The organism is Mycoplasma seminis (assembly GCF_030718845.1).
Lineage (GTDB): Bacteria > Bacillota_I > Bacilli_A > Mycoplasmatales > Metamycoplasmataceae > Mycoplasmopsis > Mycoplasmopsis seminis.
In genome coordinates this window covers 994,391-1,015,794 of the sequence record NZ_CP132191.1, presented here as the reverse complement: position 1 = coordinate 1,015,794, position 21,404 = coordinate 994,391, and the positions used below count along the sequence as shown (strand labels likewise).

General features: G+C 26.9%; 17 protein-coding genes, 1 tRNA gene and 1 rRNA gene. 11 read left to right on the top strand and 8 right to left on the bottom strand.

The annotated features are described in order from the left end of the window. The first annotated feature begins 45 nt into the window (after positions 1–45). The 3 genes from ffh (at position 46) to Q8852_RS04340 (ending at position 2,379) form a co-directional block, all read left to right on the top strand. Positions 46–1,392: a signal recognition particle protein gene (ffh, locus tag Q8852_RS04350; protein WP_305937951.1), complete on the top strand. Its 1,347-nt coding sequence runs from the start codon at positions 46–48 to the stop codon at positions 1,390–1,392. A gap of 12 nt (positions 1,393–1,404) precedes the next feature. Beyond that, positions 1,405–2,256 (top strand): exonuclease domain-containing protein, encoded by an 852-nt coding sequence (locus Q8852_RS04345; RefSeq protein ID WP_305937950.1) that lies wholly within the window; start codon positions 1,405–1,407, stop codon positions 2,254–2,256. 47 nt (positions 2,257–2,303) lie between these two features. Then, a tRNA-Thr gene (locus tag Q8852_RS04340) sits at positions 2,304–2,379 on the top strand. Positions 2,380–2,433: 54 nt separating this feature from the next. On the opposite strand, the gene Q8852_RS04335 is transcribed toward Q8852_RS04340, so the two are convergent. After that, the gene (locus tag Q8852_RS04335) at positions 2,434–3,156 is read right to left on the bottom strand and encodes an MAG0920 family protein (protein ID WP_305937949.1); all 723 of its coding nucleotides are present in this window, start codon (positions 3,154–3,156) and stop codon (positions 2,434–2,436) included. Positions 3,157–3,278: 122 nt separating this feature from the next. Between Q8852_RS04335 and hsdR the strand changes: the two genes are divergently transcribed. Genes hsdR through Q8852_RS04320 form a run of 3 tightly spaced genes read left to right on the top strand, consistent with a single transcriptional unit; the run spans position 3,279 to position 8,674 of the window. Further along, positions 3,279–5,627 carry an EcoAI/FtnUII family type I restriction enzme subunit R gene (gene hsdR, locus Q8852_RS04330; protein ID WP_305937948.1) on the top strand — a complete coding sequence of 783 codons (2,349 nt, stop codon included), beginning with the start codon at positions 3,279–3,281 and terminating at the stop codon, positions 5,625–5,627. Between the two features lie 9 nt (positions 5,628–5,636). After that, complete coding sequence (locus tag Q8852_RS04325) at positions 5,637–7,103, top strand: class I SAM-dependent DNA methyltransferase (RefSeq protein WP_305937947.1); 1,467 nt, start codon at positions 5,637–5,639, stop codon at positions 7,101–7,103. Further along, complete coding sequence (locus tag Q8852_RS04320; RefSeq protein WP_305937946.1) at positions 7,103–8,674, top strand: restriction endonuclease subunit S; 1,572 nt, start codon at positions 7,103–7,105, stop codon at positions 8,672–8,674. The genes Q8852_RS04325 and Q8852_RS04320 overlap by 1 nt, the downstream gene beginning before the upstream one ends. A gap of 192 nt (positions 8,675–8,866) precedes the next feature. Here Q8852_RS04320 and Q8852_RS04315 read toward each other — a convergent pair whose 3' ends face one another. The 7 genes from Q8852_RS04315 to Q8852_RS04285 form a co-directional block, all read right to left on the bottom strand. Beyond that, positions 8,867–9,421, bottom strand: a complete 555-nt coding sequence (locus Q8852_RS04315; RefSeq protein WP_305937945.1) for an IS1634 family transposase — start codon at positions 9,419–9,421, stop codon at positions 8,867–8,869. A 44-nt stretch (positions 9,422–9,465) separates the two neighbouring features. Continuing rightward, positions 9,466–10,296, bottom strand: a complete 831-nt coding sequence (locus tag Q8852_RS04310) for an IS1634 family transposase (protein ID WP_305937944.1) — start codon at positions 10,294–10,296, stop codon at positions 9,466–9,468. Next, a complete protein-coding gene (locus Q8852_RS04305) occupies positions 10,220–10,516 on the bottom strand; it encodes a hypothetical protein (RefSeq protein ID WP_305937943.1) in 297 nt (98 codons plus the stop codon). The genes Q8852_RS04310 and Q8852_RS04305 overlap by 77 nt, the downstream gene beginning before the upstream one ends. 244 nt (positions 10,517–10,760) lie before the next feature. Continuing rightward, a complete protein-coding gene (locus Q8852_RS04300; protein WP_305937942.1) occupies positions 10,761–11,066 on the bottom strand; it encodes a thioredoxin family protein in 306 nt (101 codons plus the stop codon). 96 nt (positions 11,067–11,162) lie between these two features. Further along, the gene (locus Q8852_RS04295) at positions 11,163–12,938 is read right to left on the bottom strand and encodes a hypothetical protein (protein ID WP_305937941.1); all 1,776 of its coding nucleotides are present in this window, start codon (positions 12,936–12,938) and stop codon (positions 11,163–11,165) included. Between the two features lie 192 nt (positions 12,939–13,130). After that, a 5S ribosomal RNA gene (gene rrf, locus Q8852_RS04290) occupies positions 13,131–13,236 on the bottom strand. 19 nt (positions 13,237–13,255) lie between these two features. After that, the gene (locus Q8852_RS04285) at positions 13,256–14,401 is read right to left on the bottom strand and encodes a trigger factor-related chaperone (protein WP_305937940.1); all 1,146 of its coding nucleotides are present in this window, start codon (positions 14,399–14,401) and stop codon (positions 13,256–13,258) included. Between the two features lie 132 nt (positions 14,402–14,533). Here Q8852_RS04285 and ligA point away from each other — a divergent pair, with 132 nt between their 5' ends. The 5 genes from ligA (at position 14,534) to Q8852_RS04260 (ending at position 21,384) form a co-directional block, all read left to right on the top strand. Continuing rightward, the gene (gene ligA / locus Q8852_RS04280) at positions 14,534–16,663 is read left to right on the top strand and encodes an NAD-dependent DNA ligase LigA (protein WP_305937939.1); all 2,130 of its coding nucleotides are present in this window, start codon (positions 14,534–14,536) and stop codon (positions 16,661–16,663) included. Between the two features lie 178 nt (positions 16,664–16,841). Continuing rightward, entirely contained in the window at positions 16,842–18,158 is a 1,317-nt protein-coding gene (locus tag Q8852_RS04275; protein ID WP_305937938.1) for a C1 family peptidase, read from the top strand. Between the two features lie 58 nt (positions 18,159–18,216). Then, positions 18,217–19,488, top strand: coding sequence for a potassium channel family protein (locus Q8852_RS04270; RefSeq protein ID WP_305937937.1), 1,272 nt, complete (start codon positions 18,217–18,219; stop codon positions 19,486–19,488). Positions 19,489–19,490: 2 nt separating this feature from the next. Beyond that, on the top strand, positions 19,491–20,321 hold the full coding sequence (locus Q8852_RS04265) for a deoxyribonuclease IV (protein WP_305937936.1): 831 nt from the start codon (positions 19,491–19,493) through the stop codon (positions 20,319–20,321). A 1-nt stretch (position 20,322) separates the two neighbouring features. Beyond that, positions 20,323–21,384, top strand: coding sequence for a hypothetical protein (locus Q8852_RS04260; protein WP_305937935.1), 1,062 nt, complete (start codon positions 20,323–20,325; stop codon positions 21,382–21,384). The last annotated feature ends 20 nt before the right edge of the window (positions 21,385–21,404 follow it).

The following is a 21,404-nucleotide window of genomic DNA, read 5'->3' as shown; positions in this document are numbered from 1 at the left end:
AATTTCATTTTGCTTAATTTTAATTACATATTGTATAATTAAACTATGTTAGATTTTTTAGAAAAAAGAATGCAAAAAAGCTTAGCTAAAATGGCTAAAAAAACCACATTAAATGAAGAAGATATTCAAGAAGTTACTCGTGAAGTAAAACTTGCACTACTTGAAGCTGACGTTAACCTTAGAGTGGTTAAGGAATTTATTAACAATGTTAAAGCAAAAGCACTTGAAGATGGTGTGATTATTGGAAAATTAAACCCTTCGCAACAAATGATTAAAATTTTCCATGATGAGCTTGTTAATGTACTTGGTGGTAAAACTCAAGAAGTTAAAATTACTAAAAAACCATACATTATTATGATGTGTGGACTTCAAGGTTCAGGGAAAACTACAGCAACTGCAAAACTTGCTTATTTCTTTAGAAAGAAAAAACATGTTGCTAATCCACTTGTAGTAGCTGCTGATATTTATCGTCCAGCCGCTGTGGATCAACTTGTGACTCTTGCAAAAGGGATTCAAGTAGATTATTTCCAACAAGGTGTAGATGTACCAGCTGAAGAAATTGTGCAAAATGCCTTAAAACAAGCAGAAGCAAATAAAAATGATTTAATTATTATCGATACTGCTGGTAGACTTGCAATTGATGAAAAATTAATGAATGAACTTGCTAATATTAAATCAATAGCACATCCAGATGAAATTTTATTTGTTGCTGATGCTATGTCAGGTCAAGATATTATTAATGTTGCTACAGCATTTAATGATAAATTAAAACTTAGTGGTGTAATTATTACAAAACTTGACTCAGATGCTCGTGGCGGAGCTGCTCTTAGCCTTCGTCAAGTACTTAATGTTCCGATTAGATTCATTGGTACAGGTGAAAAAACTTCTAATTTAGAAGTTTTCCACCCAGATAGAATGGCTGATAGAATCCTTGGAATGGGTGATGTAATGACACTTATTGAACAAGCTTCTGAAGCAATTGATGAAGATAAAGCTAAAAATATGGTGGAAAGAATTTTTGCTGGTCAATTTACTCTTGATGATTTAATGGAGCAAATTAAGCAAATGAAACAACTTGGTAAATTCTCAAAAATTCTTAAAATGCTTCCAGGTGGGTTATCCGCTAAAGTTAGTGAAGAAGAAATTGATAAAGCTGAAGAAAAAATGCAGTTATATCAAATCTTAATGTCTTCAATGACTAAAAAAGAAAGAAAGAATCCTAAATTATTAAAACAAGCTTCACGTAAAGAAAGAATCCTTAAAGGTAGCGGTAGAAGTGCTCAAGAATACAATAAATTACTTAATGATTTTGATGCTATGAGCAAGAAAATGACAGATTTAGCTAATAACTTTAAGAAAACAGGTGGATTCGGAGGATTTGGTGGTTTTTAACCACTTTTTCTTATGGAAAAGAACTATATAGTACTTGATATTGAAACTACCGGTCTTTCACCGAAAAATTGTGAAATTACCGAAATCGCTGCAATTAAAGTAATTGATGGAAAGATTGTTGATGAATTTTCTGAATTAATTTGTATTAAAGGGGATTTACCAGCTTTTATTACACAAAAAACTCATATAACAAAAGCGATGTTACATGGAAAACGTGATGTTAAATATGTACTTGCAGATTTTTTAGATTTTATTCAAGACCTTCCACTTGTTGGACATAATATTATAAATTTTGACTATGGATTTTTAGATTATTTTGCACAAAAAGAACTATCTCGTAGTATTAAAAATGAATTAATAGATACATTATATTTAGCTCGGCAAAATTTATCTTTACCTAGAAATACTCTAGGTCATTTATGTGATTATTATGATATTAAATATTCAGCAGAACAAAATCATAGAGCTCTTGCGGATGTTATTTGTACACAAAAAGTTTATGAAAAATTAACTTTTAAACCTAGCACGCAGGTAAATAATGCTAAAAGAGTAATAAGTTATGATTATACTGTTGAAAATAATAAACCAGATTTAACAGCTAGAATTATGGATTCAAATTTATTAGAAGAATTTAATATTGTATTAACAGGAAATATGCCTTATAGTAGAAGTAGTATTGAAAATATAATTACTTCTAATGGTGGTAGAGTAATGAACACAGTTTCAAAAGCAACATCATTTGTTGTTTATGGAGATATGTCTACTCCTACAAATAAGTACAAAAAAGCTATTGAAAGAAATGTCAGAATAGTTGGATTTGATGCTTTTAAAGCTTTATTAGAAGAGCTAAAAATCATAGATTAAATAATGCTACATTAATAATATTTTGATATTATATTATTAATGTAATTGCCGTCATAGCTCAGCAGGTAGAGCACTTCCATGGTAAGGAAGGGGTCGCTGGTTCGAGTCCAGTTGTCGGCACCATATGGTCCGTAAGGATCGTTTTTTTGTCAAAAAAATGCAAGCAATGCTTGCGAATTATTTCTCTTCAAGTACATAGGTTTTGTAATTATCTATTAACATATGAGGATCAAAATCATATCCATCTAAAAATAAGTTATCTTTGCTAAGAATAATATATTTATAAATAAAATATTTTTTGTTTTTAACTTTATAGCTTTTTGATAGAAAAAATCAAACATGACCACCACCGATGGATAGATTTAAAGGTCTTTCTGAATATTTATAATTATAAAATTCTGAATCTTTTAAATAAATGAATTTATGCTTACCAAAAATTAAATCAATTTGTTGTGCTTGATTATTATTTAAATCTAATTTATTATCAAATAATTTTTCATTCGGAAAACTTGAATTAAGATTTTCTCATTCTTTTAATAATTTTTTAGGTTTTCTAACATAAATTTGATAATAAACAGCCACAATTATTAATGACATAATATTGAGAAATAATAATGCTGTACATACAATTTGACCAGCAGAAATATTTAATGATATAAACACTATTAGTAGTATTACTAAAATTGAAAATATGGAAATACAATAAATAAATGTCGGAATTATAAATTTATTTCGTATTCTTTTTCATACTTCTCAAGTTCCATCAAAAAAGAGTTGTTGTAATTTAGTTTCATTTCACAAGAGACCTCTACGGAATCTATAAATTTGATAGTAAAACAGCATGTTTTCGCTTTTAAAAATAAAACCTATTGTTAAATAAAGTATCACATCAAAAAGCATATAACCTCCTTATATAAAAATTATAAGTAGAAATTAAATAAAAAAATTAATTTTCAGTATTTATTTCTGCATATATTTACTTTAGAATAAAGTAAAATTTAAGTATTAATAATGAGGTTAAAATGAATCAAAAAGATTTAAATTTAAGCGAAGAAGATACAAAAAGAATTTATATAACTCCTGTATTGGAATCACCATCTAAAAACTGAAAAGATAGTATTGAAATGGAATTTCCAATTTCAGATGGAAAAATTATTACTAATTCTGAAACAACAACTAGAAAACATCCTAAAAAAGCTGATTATGTCTTGAAATCTAAACAAGGTCAATTACTTGCTGTAGTTGAAGCTAAAGCTTTTAAATATGATGATTCCGAAGGTATTCAACAAGCTAAAGAATATGCTAAGAAATTAGATGTTCCTTTTTGCTATGCTTCTAGTGGTCATGGATTTAGAGAAGTTATTTTTGATGGGGATACTTACCAAGAAAGAGATATTGAATTAAATCAGTTTCCTTCTCGTGAAGAATTAACTCAAAGATTTTTAGAAATTAAAAAAAATATCAAAGCTGAAAACTTAGATTTTATTAACTATAAAGCTTCCGTAAGTGATTCAAATGGTAACAAACCTAGATATTATCAAAGAAGAGCTATCAATAGTGTTTTAAATGCTATAGCAAATGGTCAAAAGCGTATTTTACTAGTTATGGCTACAGGTACTGGTAAAACATTTGTTGCAAAAAGAATAATCCAAGCAATTAATGCTAATAAGCCAAATACTAGAATATTATTCTTATGTGATAGGGATGCACTTGCTAGCCAAACTATGAAAAGTTTTTCTAGTTTTGGAAATAAATTAATTCGTATTGTTAATGATAAAAAGTATGGATATGATACAGCTGCTGAAATTTATGTTGCTTTATATCAACAATTAACCCCTAAAGATAATGTAAATCCTTTATTAAATTACAAAAAAGATTTCTTTGATTACATAATTATTGATGAATGTCACCGTGGTTCAGCAAATGAAAACTCTGAATGAAGAAATATTTTAGAATATTTTGATTCAGCTACTCAAATAGGATTAACAGCAACACCAAAAGAAAGTGAAGACACTTCTAATAGATTATATTTTGGCGATCCTATTTATACCTATTCTTTAAAAGAAGGAATTGATGATGGATATTTAGCACCATATATGATTTTTCAAATTGAAATGGATGATGTTGAGAAGGCTGCAAATACAGTTGGACAAGTAGATAATAATGGTGTATTAATTGAACAAGCCCCAAGTGAAGGTCAAATGAACCGAAGTTATTTCTATAAAGAAAGAAATAGAACAGTAGCTAGAGAGATAACTAATTATTTACAAAAGTATGATCCGTATGCTAAAACTATTGTCTTTTGTAAAAATGATCAACATGCTTTAGATATGCGTGATGCACTTGCAGAAATGAATGCTGAAGAAATGTCTAAAGCTAATAAGTTATCTAAAGATTATATTGTTCGGATTACATCAAATGATGAAGAAGGTAAAAAACAAATTGAGAACTTCTGTGATCCGTTTGAAAAATATCCTGTAATTGCAACTACAGCTGAGTTGCTTTCAACTGGAGTAGATACTAAAACAGTTAAGTTAATTGTTTTAGATACAGAAGTTAAATCTGATATTAAACTTAAACAAATTCTTGGTAGAGGAACTAGAGTATTTATTTATCAAAATGAAGAAATGCAACAAGAATTCAAAGATAAAACTAATTTTGTAATTATGGATTTTGGTAAATCTACTGATTTACTTAAAAATGATGAATTCTTTGCTTTACCAGATGTAATTTATAGCGCTAAATTATCTAGTGTTAATAGTGTAATATCGGAAGCATTTGAATCTAGAGATTTTGCTCCTAGAGTAAAAAATGTTGTAGATGGTGAAAAGGTTTATGTAACTAATAAAAATGTTTTAACACTGGGTGAAGATTTTGCACTTACTAGTGAAAAATATCTTGAATTAGCTAAAGAAAGAGTTCTAAATATATATCCTACTTTAGAAGAGTTTAATAATGCTTTGCTTTCTCTTGATATAGCTAGAAAACCACTATTTATTAATGATTTAATTGCAAAAGCTGAGTTAAATATTGATTTAATTAAAGATTATAAAAATATCAATGATAATATTGAAAATTTTGATATTATCAGACTTATTTCTTATAATGTTTTACCTAAAACTAAACAAGGTAATATTAAACTAATTAAAGAGTCTAAATTATTTAATTCTTTAAATGAACAACAACAAGAAGTTGTTGATAAGTTACTAGATAAATATTTAGAAAATGGTATTAATGATTTAATTAGTTTACAAACACTTGAATTAGATCCGCTTAGCAATTATGGCGGAATGAAAAAGATTATTGAAATCTTTGATGGTAGAGATAAATATAATGAATTAATTAATAACTTATTAAAAATAATTATTTAAAGGAGAATCATGAGTATAAGTAATTTTGTTAAAAGAATGCAAGATACTATGCGTGCTGATGCTGGTATTAATGGTGATGCACAAAGAATTGAGCAAATGGTATGGATGTTATTTCTTAAAGTATATGATGCTAAAGAAGCTAATACATGAGAAATACTGGAACCAAATTATACTTCTATAATTCCAGAGAAGTATAGATGAAGAAATTGAGCTAAAAGTGATATGACTGGGGATACATTATTAAACTTTGTTAATAATGAATTATTTCCTACATTAAAAAACTTAGAAGTTAAAGATAACGACCCTGTTAAGAAAAGAATAGTTCTAGATGTATTTGCTGATGCAAACAACTATATGAAAGATGGTGTAGCTCTTCGTAGAGCTATTAATATAGTAGATGAATTAGAACTTGATAGTAAAAGCGATCGTCATGCATTTGGGGATATTTATGAATCTATTTTAAAAGATATCCAAAATGCAGGTAATGCTGGAGAATTTTATACCCCAAGAGCATTAACAGATTTTATTGTGCAAGTTGTTGATCCTAGTTTAAAAGATACAATTGCCGACTTTGCTTGTGGAACTGGAGGATTTTTAACTTCAAGTATTAAATACTTAGATAAAAAAGTAACTTCTGCAGCTGATAGAAGTTATTTACAAAACTTTTATGGTATTGAGAAAAAACCTTTTCCACATTTACTTGCAATAACAAACTTATTACTTCATGATATTGACTCTCCTAATATCTTGCATGGAAATTCACTTGAAAGAAATGTTAGAGAATATAGTGAAAAAGAAAAATTCGATGTGGTATTAATGAATCCTCCTTATGGTGGAAGTGAAAGAAAAGAAATACAAGATAATTTCCCTTCTGATATCAGAGGAAGTGAAACAGCTGATCTTTTCATGGGTGTAATTATGTATCGTTTAAAGAAAAATGGTAAAGCAGCTGTTATTTTACCTGATGGATTTTTATTTGGAACAGATAATGCAAAAAGTAATCTGAAAAAGAAACTGCTTAGTGAATTTAACTTACATACAATAATTAGACTTCCTGGAAGTGTATTTGCTCCTTATACTTCAATAGCTACTAATATTTTATTCTTTGAGAAAAAACCTTCTAATGGAGAAGTTTGATTCTACAGAATGGATATGCCTAAAGGGTATAAAGCCTTTTCTAAAACCAAACCTATTAAATTAGAACACTTTGATGAAGTTTCTCAGTGAATTCAAAATAAACATGATATTTTAGATAATGATGGGAATAACAAAGCTAAAAGATTTAGTACTGAAGAGTTAAAAGAACTAAATTACAATTTAGATCAATGTGGTGTTCCACATGTTGAAGAAGTTATATTGCAACCTGAAGAATTAATTGCTAAATATACAAATGAAAGAAATCAAATTAACAGCAAAATTTCTAATGTATTAGATGAAATTAGTAATATTTTAGGAATTACTTTAGAGGATAAATAATGACCCCAGAACAACTTAAAAAATCAATTCTGAATTATGCTATTAGTGGAAAACTAACTAAACAATTAGATAGTGATACACCTGTAAGCAAATTACTTGAGGATATTGAAAATGAAAAACAAAGATTAATTCAAAATAATGAATTAAAACCATCTAAAACTTCTTCATTTATCTATAAAGAAAATAATAAATGATATGAAAAAATAAATAATAAAGTTGCGGATATTTCAGAAGAGATTCCTTTTGAGATACCAAATAATTGAACTTGAGTGAGGTTAGATACTATTGCAAATATTTACACTGGAGATAGTATTAATGCTACATTTAAGGCTAAAAATTTAACTAATATTGAAGAAGGTGTTCCATATATTGCGACTAAAGACATATCTTTTGATAGTGAAATAAACTATGAAAATGGTATTAAAATTCCTTTAGAATATCAAAAGATTTTTAAATTATCAAAAGCTCCTTCAGTTCTTTTATGTGTCGAAGGTGGTTCTGCTGGTAGAAAAATAGGTTTAACAAATAAAAATGTGTATTTCGGTAATAAATTAGCTAATTTCAGTCTTTACAAAGGAGAAATCAATTATCTATTTAATTTATTACAAGCATCATTTTTTAGCAACCAATTTAAATCGAATTTAACTGGTATTATTGAAGGGATTTCTTTAAATAATTTAAAAAAAATTCTCATCCCCCTTCCTCCACTTGAAGAACAACAAAGAATAGTAGATAAATTAAATGATATTTTACCTTTAATTAATCAGTATACTGAGTTATATAACTCTTTACAAGAGTTAGATAAAACTTTTCCTATTAATCTAAAGAAATCTCTACTTAATTATGCTATTAGTGGAAAAATAACTAAGCAATTAGACAGTGATACACCTGTAAGTAAATTACTTGAGGATATAAGCAATACTAAAGAAGAATTAATAAAAGAAAAGAAATTAAAAGCTTCTAAAACTTCTTCATTTATTTATAAAGACAATAATAAATGATATGAAAAAGTAAATAATAAAGTTATAGATATATCAGAACAAATACCTTTTGAGATACCTAATAATTGAACTTGAGTGAGATTAGGGGAAATTGGTATATGAAAATCAGGAAGCACTCCATTGAGAACAAAAAAGGAATATTATTTTGAAGGAAGTATTCCTTGAATAAAGAGTGGTGACTTAAATGATGATGTTTTAACTAAAACATCTGAGTTGATAACAGAAAAAGCTGTATCGGAATGTAATTTAGTTTTACATAAAAAAGGAACTATTGTTGTAGCTATGTATACAGCAACAGCAGGAAAAGTATCTATTTTAGATATAGAAGCAACAACTAATCAGGCATGTTGCGCTTGTTCATTATATATAGATGAAATGAATAAGTACTTAATGTATTATGTAATGAATATAAGAAACCAAATGTTTAAACTAGCAGAAGGAACAGTACAAAAAAACTTATCAAAAGAAAAAATTGAAAAAATCCTTATCCCCCTCCCTCCACTTGAAGAACAACAAAGAATTGTGGATAAATTGCAAGAATTACTCCCGTTAGTAGAAAAGTTAAATTAAAAATGAACTAGGATTTCTAGCTCATTTTTTGTTTACTATAATCCAAGGATTGCTTTTAGCTCTCCATATGGTTTGTAACCTAAAAAGGTAGATACTAATTGTCCATCTCTGTAAACTCTCCTGAGTTTCGGAGTTTTAAAGGTTTAAAAAACGAATAGTCCTTAAAAATAGGGCTATTCGTATTTTTTATGTCTAAATTACTTGTACAATTTTTGAAAATATTGTTTGTATTGTTTCGAAATCAGAAATATAATCTGAATTTTGAGTATTTCGTATATAAATTTCTTCTTTTATTTGACCATCAACAACTTTTACAACTTTTTCAGCTGATTTAATTGCTTTTATAACTCTTTCATTTGAAAATCTATCGATTACACCAGTATCTTTTAGAGTTTTGTTAACTGAGTAAAGTAAAAATTTCATGATAACAAGAGACATAAAACATAATAAAATATGTGCTTCAATATGTTTATCTGTTCAAACATACATAGGTCTAACTTGTAATGATGATTTCATTGTTCTGAAGTTTTCTTCAATTTGTCATTGTTTTGCATAAATTTCAACAATTTCTTCAGACGTTAAATCCATTCTCGAAGTTTCATAAATATAATAACCGTCAAATTGACTATCTTCTTGAACCTTTTTATAGTCTAATTCATAAAAAGCTTTACCTACTTTTTTGAAGAATTTGTATTTCTTTCCACCAGTTAATTTACCGGTTTCAACTAATCCATTTTTGTTTTTCAATTTATTAAAATTATCAATTAAGTTTTGTCTATCAGCTTTATCTTTTAAAGCTCTTTTTTGCTAAATGTAACTATTCTACGTCTTAATTTTCCATTAGGACGTTTTTTATTGTATAGAGAAACAATTGTTTCTTCTTTGTGTTTAAAGTTTTCATTACCTACATAGTTACTTTCATCTAAAACAAAATCTTTAAATGATTTTGCACCCGATTTTAAACGATAAGAAATTATGTAATTTATCCCTTTTTGTTCTAAAAATCTTATGTTACTTGATGTAGACATACCTATATCAGCAATTATTGTTACATTTTTTATTTCATAAATTTTGCTCATTTCTAATACAAAAGGAATGAAAGTTTTAGAATTTGCAGTATTTCCTTTAAAGGTTTCGATATGAATGGGAATACCATTTTCATCTGTAGCCATACCGACAACAACTTGGTCTTCTTTAAATTTTCCATCTTTTGAATAACCACTATGTCTAAGACCTAAACGTGAAAAACTTTCAAAATACATAGTTGTTGAATCATAGAAAACTAGTTCAACTTTTCTTGATGTATTTTTAATAACTTTTTCGTTAATTCTTTTTAATAAGTTTTCTTTATTATCATAGATAAGATTTAATAAGGCATAATAACTATCTTTGCTAGTGTTTGGAGCATCTTCATATTTATACTTATTTTTATGTATTGAAATATAACTATTTGCATCAATTATTCTGCTTGCAATTGTGTATTTTAGAATTTTATTAAGCTCTTTATGTCTTGTTTTTGGGAGTGCATCAAATATTTCAAATTTATTAATCAAATCATAAAGGATATTTATCCCATAGTTTACATTGTAAACTTCTGTTTTTGAAGAATTTAATGCAAACATAATACTTTGCTTGATTTTTTCTTTTGAAATTAGTAATTGATAATGTTTCACAAACATTTTTTATTACATTTATCGGATTTGATGATAGCTCTTCTAATTTTTCTAATCTACCAATACCAACTTGGTTACCATATCCTTTTCCATAACCATTTGATGTTGCAATAGAAATATATGTGTGATTCTTTCTTTTGTGTTTGATAACTATAAACTTATTTTTCATGTCTATATTATACCATTTTATACAAGTAATACAAGTAAATAAAAGGACTTTTTTAGAAGTAAATTAAAAATCCATATATCGTAGATATATAAATCTTAATTAATTTGAATTTTTACAGATTTTTTGAACTAAAACTCCGAAACTCAGGACAACAAAGAATTGTGGATAAATTGCAAGAATTACTCCCGTTAGTAGAAAAGTTAAATTAAAAATGAACTAGGATTTCTAGCTCATTTTTTGTTTACTATAATCCAAGGATTGCTTTTAGCTCTCCATATGGTTTGTAACCTAAAAAGGTAGATACTAATTGTCCATCTCTGTAAACTCTAGTAAATGGAATTGAACTTACAAGAGCTTCAGCGGCATAATCTCTAGATTCATCAATGTTGATTCTATAGATTTCTACACCATGTTTTTCTGCTAATTCTTCAAGTGAACCTTTGTACATTCTACATGGTCCACATCATGAAGCATAAAATACTTCAAGAAGTAAAGATGGTTTTGAAGCTAAAGCTTCATGTACTTGTTTTTTATTAGATTCATGTAACATAATTTTCTCCTTTTTTCTACATATAAATTATATAATAAATATAAAAAAAGTTATATTTTTATATTTTTTTAAGTTAAATATAACTTTTTTATATTATTAGTTTTTAGGATAAATACTTTGTAAGTCAATACTGATATCTGAATAATCATTAACTTTATCTTTTGAAATACCATAAGCTTTTAAAATATCAGGATCTAAGAAATTATAATATTCAATTAAGTTGGGACCTATTTTTTCTAGAGATAAGTAATTTGAATTATCTAATTTATTTTCAGCATTGCTCTTAAAATTTAAGATAAAACTACTTAATTCCATTTGACTAGCAAATGATGATAATTCATCAATGCTATGTAGTGAATTAAAATGTATTTCTAATTGTTTATCATCATCAATAATAGGGATAATATATTCTTTAGTTTCGATAGGTTCTTGTGGATTTATTTGTAGTTGCTTATCAGGTTGAAATACTTGATTTATATACTTTTGCATAGCTTTTAAATAATCTGATGCATTAAAAATCTTTTTATTTAAAAATCTTTCAGCTTGCAGTGCGAAAATATTTGAATAATGTGCTTTATATTCGGAATAATCTATTAAATCATTATTAGTATAATCGCCCATTAAATATTTATATTTTTGTGGTAAATAGGTAATAAATAATTGGTTGTTAATCCCCGGAAAGAAATTAAAACTTATATCGGTGTTATCACTAACATTCAGTGGGGTTGATATTTTGTAAAACTTAACCTTAATATCAGGATTGGAATTAATGTATTTTGTGATTGCATCATAATCTTCGTGTAAAAGAATATTGTTGTTTGCAATAGATTTTTCAAAAATATCTCTTAAAGATTTCTTTGCTTGAAAAGATAAAACATCACTATTATAAATTTCACTTAAATTATTACTATCTAATTTTAATTCTTGGATAGAAATACTATCTGCAACATTGCTAGATTGTGAATTGCTTCAATATGCAAGAGGTGCAAAAACAAGATTATTATTTCAAATTAAATCAGTTAATAGTTTGTTATTTTTAATTTGATATTTAGGGTATCAAGATGGTTTATCAATGACATTATTATTTATGTTTTGGATATATCAATTGTTTTCAACATCTCAAAAATCTTTATTTACAAATTTTTGATTATTATTTAGGGTTTCTAAATCTAAACATTTTAATAGATTTAACTCTATTTCTTTATGATTTTTAAGAATGTTATATGCTTGCTGATTTCAAATTGTTTTAAGATCTGGTTTATGTTTATTTATATAATTGATAGTATTTTGTTTTATATTAATTTCACTTTTATTATTAGTTGGTAAAAATTTATCTAATTGGTCAATATTAATAGGATTTATAGTTTCTTTTATACTTCTAGTTTTTGTTTCAAAGTCAATAATAGGATAATTTGCTTCTGCAGGAACTGCGATAGGCTGATATGAATGTAATATTTCTTTATTAATAAAATAATTAATGTAATTATTAATTATATTGATTTGAGCCCAATATTTTATTTTATCTTCTTTAGATAAACTATCAAATTTTATATTTTTGATATTAATATCACTAATTAATTTCTTTAAATTATTAACATAACTCGTATATGTATATTTTTTAACAAAATCTATAACATCATTTAATCCTTTGATGTCAAACAAAGTTGATATATTATTATCTAGTTTAGAATTTAATCCAGTTATAGTTAATAGTTTATTATTAATTTTCTCAATTTCAGTAGCCTCTGCAGGCTGAGGAAGAATATTAATTGGTTTTGTTTCTTTTTCTATTTTAGAACACGAAATACAAGGAGCAATACTAATAAATGAGGTAATAACTCCGGATGTTAAAATTAATTTATTTTTCTTCATAATATAATCATATTCTTTTTTAATATAAAAAACCATTTTATGGAAGTCTTTTAGAAAATGATATATACAACTATAAGCAAAGACTAAAACTAATTGTTTATTGCTAATATAAATTAGTAATAAATATCTTGTGGATAACTATGTTACTAAAAAAACAAAAAGCCAGCACAGCTGACTAAAAAAAGTATAAAAAAACAGCGGTTCCCTATTTTCACATCTCTGCTATCGTCGGCACTAGAGGGCTTAACTACTGAGTTCGGAATGGTATCAGGTGATCCCCTCTGCTATAACCACTGGAAATATTATAACACCAATTTTTATTTAGACAAATAATTTTTTAAATATTTTTCATATTTTTTAAAATCATCATTTTGATACTTTTCAAGGTATACTACAGCGATCTTTTTAAATAAGAAAATGTTTGATAATCTTTGCGCACCGATTCTTTGTGCTTCAGCTTGTCCAACAATTCTAACAAGTTTTTCAAATTCATTATTGACATCTTCTTGAGAAATTGTAAAGTCAAAATGTTTCATAATAAGAATTGTTCAGAAGTAATTTTCAATTGTAGATTTTACAACTTCGTATTTATCTCCTTTAAATTCATCTGAAAAAGCAAATTCTTTTAAATCATTTTCTACTAAATCTTCTGGGATTTTAAAAATACCTTTATTGTTTTCTAAAATTTGTGTAACAATTTTATCTCCATAAGAAAAAGCTTCATCATTTACAGTTTGTTCTAAAGTAACTTCATGAATATGGTTTTTAACATCCTCTAAAGTTTTAATATTTGCAATATTAAGTAAATGTACATTTAATTCTGTAATAGGCATTTCTTGATAATGGTAAATTACAAGTGGAGTAATTTCAAAAGTATTACCCATTTCATTAAATTGTTTAGTTTCATTCACTTTCATACCTACAAGAGCTTTTTCGACTGGATTTGCTCCTTCAAGGCTTGCTACAGCAACAAATTTTTGTGCTTCTTCATTCATTCCAACTACTTTAATATTAAATTCAACATTATCCCCACTATTAATTGTTTCTTGTGAAGATGGAATTCTAAACTTATAATTGCTCATAAATTGTTCAGTAAACACTTTAACTCTATCTGCAAAATCACTTGGTAATTTAAATTCTGCATTTGGTTTAATTTCAACACTATATGCTTCTAAATTATCTTCATAATATGTTTTAAAATTAAAACTAATTTCATCAATTGTGAATTTTAAATCACTCACAATTGGAAGGAAGTAAATTTTATCTTTGTGTTGTGCATTTTGTTGTTGCATTTCAGTATTTCTATATACCGCAACAACTTGATCAGCAGCAGTTTGTAAAATTAATGCTTGATTAATTTTTTGATCTTGTTGTTTATTTCTTTCTAAGAATTGTAATGCATCACTTTGAGCTTTAATTCATTCATCATGTGATAGCTTAATTTCTTTAGTTTCAAATTTCATTTTTCCTCATTTCTAATAGTTTAATTATATCTTAATGCAGCAAAAAGCTTTCACAAAATTTAGCAATTAAGCACCTTATTTGCTTAAATATAAACTTTAAGCAAAATTAAAACAATATATAATTAATTTACTATGAAACAAAACACACAAAATAATGAAAAAATCTCAAGCAAAGAGCAAGCTAAAGCTAGAATAATATACTTAACTAATTATTTAAATGAACTAAATAATGCTTACTATAATTTGGATAATCCTCAAGTTGAAGACTATATTTATGATCAATTACTTAGAGAACTTGAAGAGTTAGAAATTAAGTATAAAGATTTAATTCAACCTGATTCTCCAACTAAAAAAATAGGAGGAGTACCACGGATTGATTTTCCTAAATACAGACACCAAAAACCAATGTTATCTTTAGCGAAAGCTTATAGTTTTGAAGAAATTGCAAAATTTGTCTCTGATATTAAATCGGAACTTCCTAGTTATGATACTGATTTTAATCTTGAACCTAAAATTGATGGTTTATCAATTTCATTAATTTATAAGCAAGGTAAATTAATTCGTGCTGTAACTAGAGGGGATGGAAAAGAAGGAGAAGATGTTACTAAGAATGCTATTTTGATTAAAGGAATAGCTAAAAGCATACCTTACCAAAAAGATATTGAAATCAGAGGTGAAATTTATGTTTCAAAACAAACTTTGCTTGAAACAAATGCAAAATTAAATGAAGAATATGAAACAAAAGCTGATGAATATATTAATATTAAACTTCCAGAATATCAAGCTAAAATAACTAGCGGTAAAAAAGCAACTCACCCTGTTGAACCTAAATTAGTGCAATTTGCTAATACTAGAAATATGGCTGCAGGTACATTAAGACAAAAGAATTCTAAATTATTGCTTGAACGTGAATTGCAAGTTATTATGTACGACATTGTTAATCCACTGGATCACAACATTTATCATCAAAATAAAGTGTTAAGTTTCATTAAAGAGTTAGGACTTCCAACCCATGATGTTTCTTATGTAGAAAAAGATTTAGATGCTATTACAAGTAGAATTAGTGAATTTGAAAGTTTAAAAGATTCCTTCCAATATGACTGTGATGGTTTCGTTATTAAACTTAATGAACTTGAATACTGAGATAAGCTTGGAAAAACAGCAAAATTCCCTCGTTATGCAATTGCTTATAAGTATAAAACTGAAGAAGCCTATCCTATAGTTTCAAAAATAATTACTACAGTTGGAAGAACTGGAAAAATTACTTATGTTGCTGAATTTGATCAAGCCGTAGAATTAAACCAAACTAAAGTTCAAAGAGCAACATTACACAATTATGACTTTATTACAAATTTATCTTTAAACCTAGGAGATAGGGTTGTAGTAATAAAATCAGGTGAAATTATTCCTAAAATTATTGATTTAAAAGAAAAATTAGTTGCTGGAGTATTTCCAAAAGTTTTAACTTGTCCAGAATGTGGTTCACAATTAGTAGAACTCGAAGGAATTGTGGATCAATTTTGCGAAAATGATGATTGTGAATCTAAGAAAATTAAGAAATTAATTCACTTTGTTTCTAGAAATGCTTTAAATATTATTTCGCTAGGTGAAAAACTTGTTGAAGAACTTTATTTAAAAGGATTTGTAAGTGATTTCGCGTCAATTTTTGATTTGGATTTACATAGAGAAGAAATAATGTCTCAAGTTACTAATTTCAAAGAGCTTAGAATGAATAACCTTAGAGATAGTTTGATTAAAAGTTCTAATGTAGAACTCTACAGAGTTATTTTTGGTCTCGGAATCAAGAACATAGGCTTAGAAGTTGCGAAATTAATTGCAAATAATATTTCTAATTTAGAGGAACTAATTTCTTATCCACTAGAAAATTTACTTTTAATCAATACTATAGGACCTGAAATCGTGGAATCTCTTCGTGAATTTATTTCTAAAGAAGAAAATAGAAATGAATTAATTAAACTTGATTCTAAATTAACTTATATCAAAGATGAAAGCGTTAAAACAAACTTACTGGAAGGGCTTAATTTCGTTGTAACTGGAACATTATCAATTCCTAGAGATGATATGTGAAAACTTATTGAACAAAATGGTGGAATTGCACAAAAAAGCGTAAATAAGAAAACTAATTATTTACTTGCTGGGGATAATGTTGGAGCAAGCAAAACTCAAAAAGCCCAAGATTTAGGTGTAAAAGTCATTTCTGAAGTTGAATTTTATCAACTGCTTGAATCTAAAGTGGCTTAAAATTTCAAAAGCAAAGTGCATTTATTGTATTTTGTTTTTATTTAACCAATTTTACGAGCTATAAAAATGTAATTAGTTTATAATAGTACTAATTTAAGTATTAACTTAAACAACTACAAATTTTTATGAATCATTTTAAATAAAACATAAAAATAAATTTAATAATTAAGGAGACAAAATGGAATTAAAATTTGAAACATTAAATAAATTTGCCCAAAAATATGAACATGAATCAAATAACAAATTAATTGAAAATGCTGTTATTAAAAACGGTATCAAAAACACTTGCATTAATCATGAAGTTTTAATTAAACATGATTTCGTATTTGATATCGAAACTACACTTGGAGATATTACATCTCAAAATTCTAGTGGTAGATGCTGAATTTTTGCTTCACTTAATATGGCTAGAGTAGCTGCAATGAAAAACTTAAATGTTAAAACATTTGAATTTTCACAAAATTACTTTGCATTCTATGATAAGCTCGAAAAAGCTAATACATTTTTAAATTTAGCAATTGAAAACGTTGATAAAGCACAAGATGATAGATTAATTTATCACTTAGTTCATGGTTCAGTAGCTACAGATGGTGGATACTGAGAATGATTTGCATCATTACTTAGAAAATATGGAGCAGTTCCAAAAAGCATTATGCCTGAAACATTCCACTCAGGAAATACAGCTGACATGAATGAACAAATTGATGTTAGATTAAAACAAGCTTTTGCTAACCTTAGAAAAATGCACGCTGAAGGTAAAAGTTTACAAGCATTACACCAATACCGTGAAGAAGTTTTATACGAAGTTTATGATATTGTGTCTAAATGTTTAGGGCGTCCCCCTAAAGTATTTACTTATGAATACAAAGATAAAGATGACAAATATCAAAAAGTTGCTAATGTAACACCTAAAGAATTCTTTGATAAATTTGTGGGAAGTGATTTTGATAATAAAGTTGATTTAATTCACGATCCTAGAGGAATTTATTCACAAGGAACAAAATACATTTTAAAATACCAAAATTCAATTTATCAAGACAGCGAAGTATCAATGATTAATGCTTCACTTGATGTAATTAAATCAGCTGTTATTGCTTCATTAAAAGATAATGTTCCAGTATGATTTGGATGTGATATTGATCCATTTAAAGATAATAAATCAGGTGTGTTAGATCCTGAATTATACTTATTTGATGAATTATTCGCACCAGTAAATGAATTTGATAAATCTACAAGAATTGACCTATTTAACTCTTCATTAAATCACGCTATGGCTTTTGTTGGAGTTAAAACTGCTGAAGGTAAACCTGTAGCATGAAAAGTGGAAAACTCTTGAGGTGATAAATCAGGGAACAAAGGGGTTTACTCAATGTCTGATTCATGATTTGATGAATATAATTTCTCTGTAATTGTGGATAAAAAATATGTTGATGCAGCATTATTAAAAGAAGATAATCCAAAAGTATATCTTGAACTTTGAGAACCACTTGCTTAAGCACATCATGGATGTGTTTTTCTTTTTGATTTTTCCTATACTTATATAAAATATAAGTATGAAAGTAAAATTTATGTCTAAAGCAACTGAAAGCAAGTGATTAAAGATTATTTCATTAATCGCTTGATCTAACCCTTTAATACCTGAGGGGTTATCAAAAGAAAAACATAAAATTAAATTATTCACTTACATTTATGCAATTTTAATTTCATTTTCATGTTTTGTATCTTTTTTAACCCTTATTGAAATACCAGAAGAATCCACACATAGTTGAAATAAGTTTTTAGTAGTGGTACAAATTATGACATTTTTTGTATTCATTATTGATTATTTCACTCATATGTTTACTTATAAAATACACTATCCAGAACTGAAATTGCCTATGTGAAGGGCTTGCATAAAATTTGTCTTTTCATTTACAGGTATAGTAATTCTGCTTTGTATGCTAGCATCATTTAATGCAATAGCATACTTAATGCCTGAATCACAAGCAAATCAATTTGACCAAAGTGCAGCGGCAAAATTCTTTGATGCAATTAAATCTTTAACAATATTTAAGATAGTCCGTTTCTTCTTAATTCTTACATTATTTGCACCTTTCCAAATTATTTCTGAAGTATTTGTGCAACAAAGAAGAGTACTTACATATGTATTTATTTTAATCATTATTCTTATTGTATTGTTTGCTCTTATTATTTGAAACTCTGAATCAGTATTTTTAAGACAAAACCAAATTCAGTTTATTCAAGAACAAATACAAACTAATGGTGAGCAATATCATACTTTATTATCAACCGAAAATGGATTCACAAAGCAATTGCTAGTCTGAGGATATGATCCAAAAGGAACTGTAGAACATAATGCTTCTGTTATTTATAATTATTTAACCAATCAGAATTTCAGTTTAAATATTGCTACAAACAAATTAGGTCCAAATCTTGCATCAGATGTAGTAAGCTTCGTTTCAGCATTTAATGCTTTAGGAAACGGATATCCTGTAAGTGTATGACATGCAATTTACTTTACAACAATTACTTTAACAACTATAGGATACGGAGATTATGTTCCTCACTCACCAATGTCTAAAGGTATTGTTACATTCATTTCATTAGTATCTATTGCTATTATAGCAATCCCTTCAGGGCTTATTGCTGGGTCATTCCTTAATGAAATGCAAAAACATTTTAAAAATAATTCACACAACAAAATCAAAGAAACGGCTGATGAAATTAAATCTGAATTAAAAGATGTAATTATAAATCCATCTCGTTTAGAAAAAAATAAATCAAATTCAAAAACTGATAATAATAAACCTCAAAAGAAGGAGTAAATATGATCTTATTAGGTTCACACGTACCATTTAAAGCACCGGATTATTTAGTAGGTTCTTGTCAAGAAGCTATCTATGAAAATGCAAATACTATGATGATTTATTTAGGAGCGCCTCAAAATGTCAGAAGAGTCGATCCTGAAAAATATAATTTAGCTAAATATGAAGCTAAATATGCAAATATTATTGCAAAAGAAAACATCGTAGTGCATGCTCCATACATTGTTAATCCATCTAATCCGGATAAAGCTGCTTTTGCTGTAGACTTTTTAGTACAAGAAATTCAAAGAATGAATTATGCAGGATTCAAATACTTAGTGCTTCATCCAGGAGCTGCTGTTGGACATCCAATTGAAGAAGCGCTTGATACTTTAGTAGATACTTTAAAAGAAATTATTGATAGAACTGAAAATGTTGTTATTTGCCTTGAAACTATGTCTGGAAAAGGTTCAGAAGTAGGAACTAACTTTGAACAACTTGCGCATGTTTTACAATGAGTTGACTCAGATAGAGTACAAATTTGCCTTGATACATGTCACGTTTGAGATGCTGGATATGATATTCAAGAATACGGAGAATTTAAAGAAGAGCTTAAAAAATGAGATCTTTTAAGAAGAATTAAAGTTATCCACTTAAATGATTCAAAAAATGAAGTAGCTTCACATAAAGATCGTCATGCAAACATTGGACAAGGAACAATTGGGCTTAAAACATTGCAAAACTTTGTTTTTGATCCTGATTTTGAAAACATTCCAATTATTTTAGAAACACCTGTACCTGAAAGTGGACCAATTTACAAAGAAGAAATTGCAATGTTACTTAATAAGGCTTAATATGTTACTTAAACAAAGTATTAAACTTAATAAATTATTTAAAAAAAGTCAGATATCTGAAAAAATCCTAAAGGAACAAATCGAAAACATTAATCTTATTTTTCATCAAAATAAACTGAAGTTTTCATTAATCAACCTAGCTAACGGATTTTTAAAGTATCTACTTTTTATAATTCTATTATTTCTTATTTTATTACCTATTGTTCCAATTATTCATCTAGCAGGTAATTCTAAATTAAACGATATTACATATCTATACCTATTTATTGCTTCAGTTATTTTCAATACATTATTATTTAATGGATACTTCATTTTTAAAGTTTGCTTTAATTTTTCAAAAATTCATCTTTTAATTAATCTTAAAAAAGTAATGCCTTTAATTCAAGATGAAACTTTAAAAGAAATGTTGTATGAAATTATTAATGATCGAAAAGTATACTTACCACAAATAGATTTAATGCAATATGCTAATAGTTTTGATTTAAACTATACTGAAGAATTACTTGAAAGATTAAAAGAAATTCTGCAAACAGCACAATTATCTATTTATAAAAACTATGCTAAAAAAGCTTTAAATATCTTTATGAGAACAGCATTCTATTGTGCTTTATTATACTTATTTCTAGACTTATTAGTTGCTATTGGTGTTCATTTTAATGATGTTCATTTTGGTGTTAAAGAAGCAATTTATTTAGTGTTATTTATCATATTGTTATTCTTTGGATCAACTCAAACAATTGTTAAAAAGAAATTTAAAATCGCTTTTAATAACTTTTTAGCCTACCACATGGATAAAAACAGTTTCGAATATTTACAACACACAATGGAAAATTCATTGGGAACAGTTGAATACTATCAAAAATTAATTTCAAAGAAATCCATTTCAAGAAAATATTTGTTATTAATATTTAAGAATCTAAACTTTTTAAATAACCCTAATATAATTCACAGTATGATTAAATACTATGAACCATTGAAACTAGATGTAATCAGTAAAGAAATTATTGATTTACATGAATTTATGCAGCAACATTCTAGTCCTATAATGCTTGAACAAAAATAGTCACCAAAGGTGACTTTTAT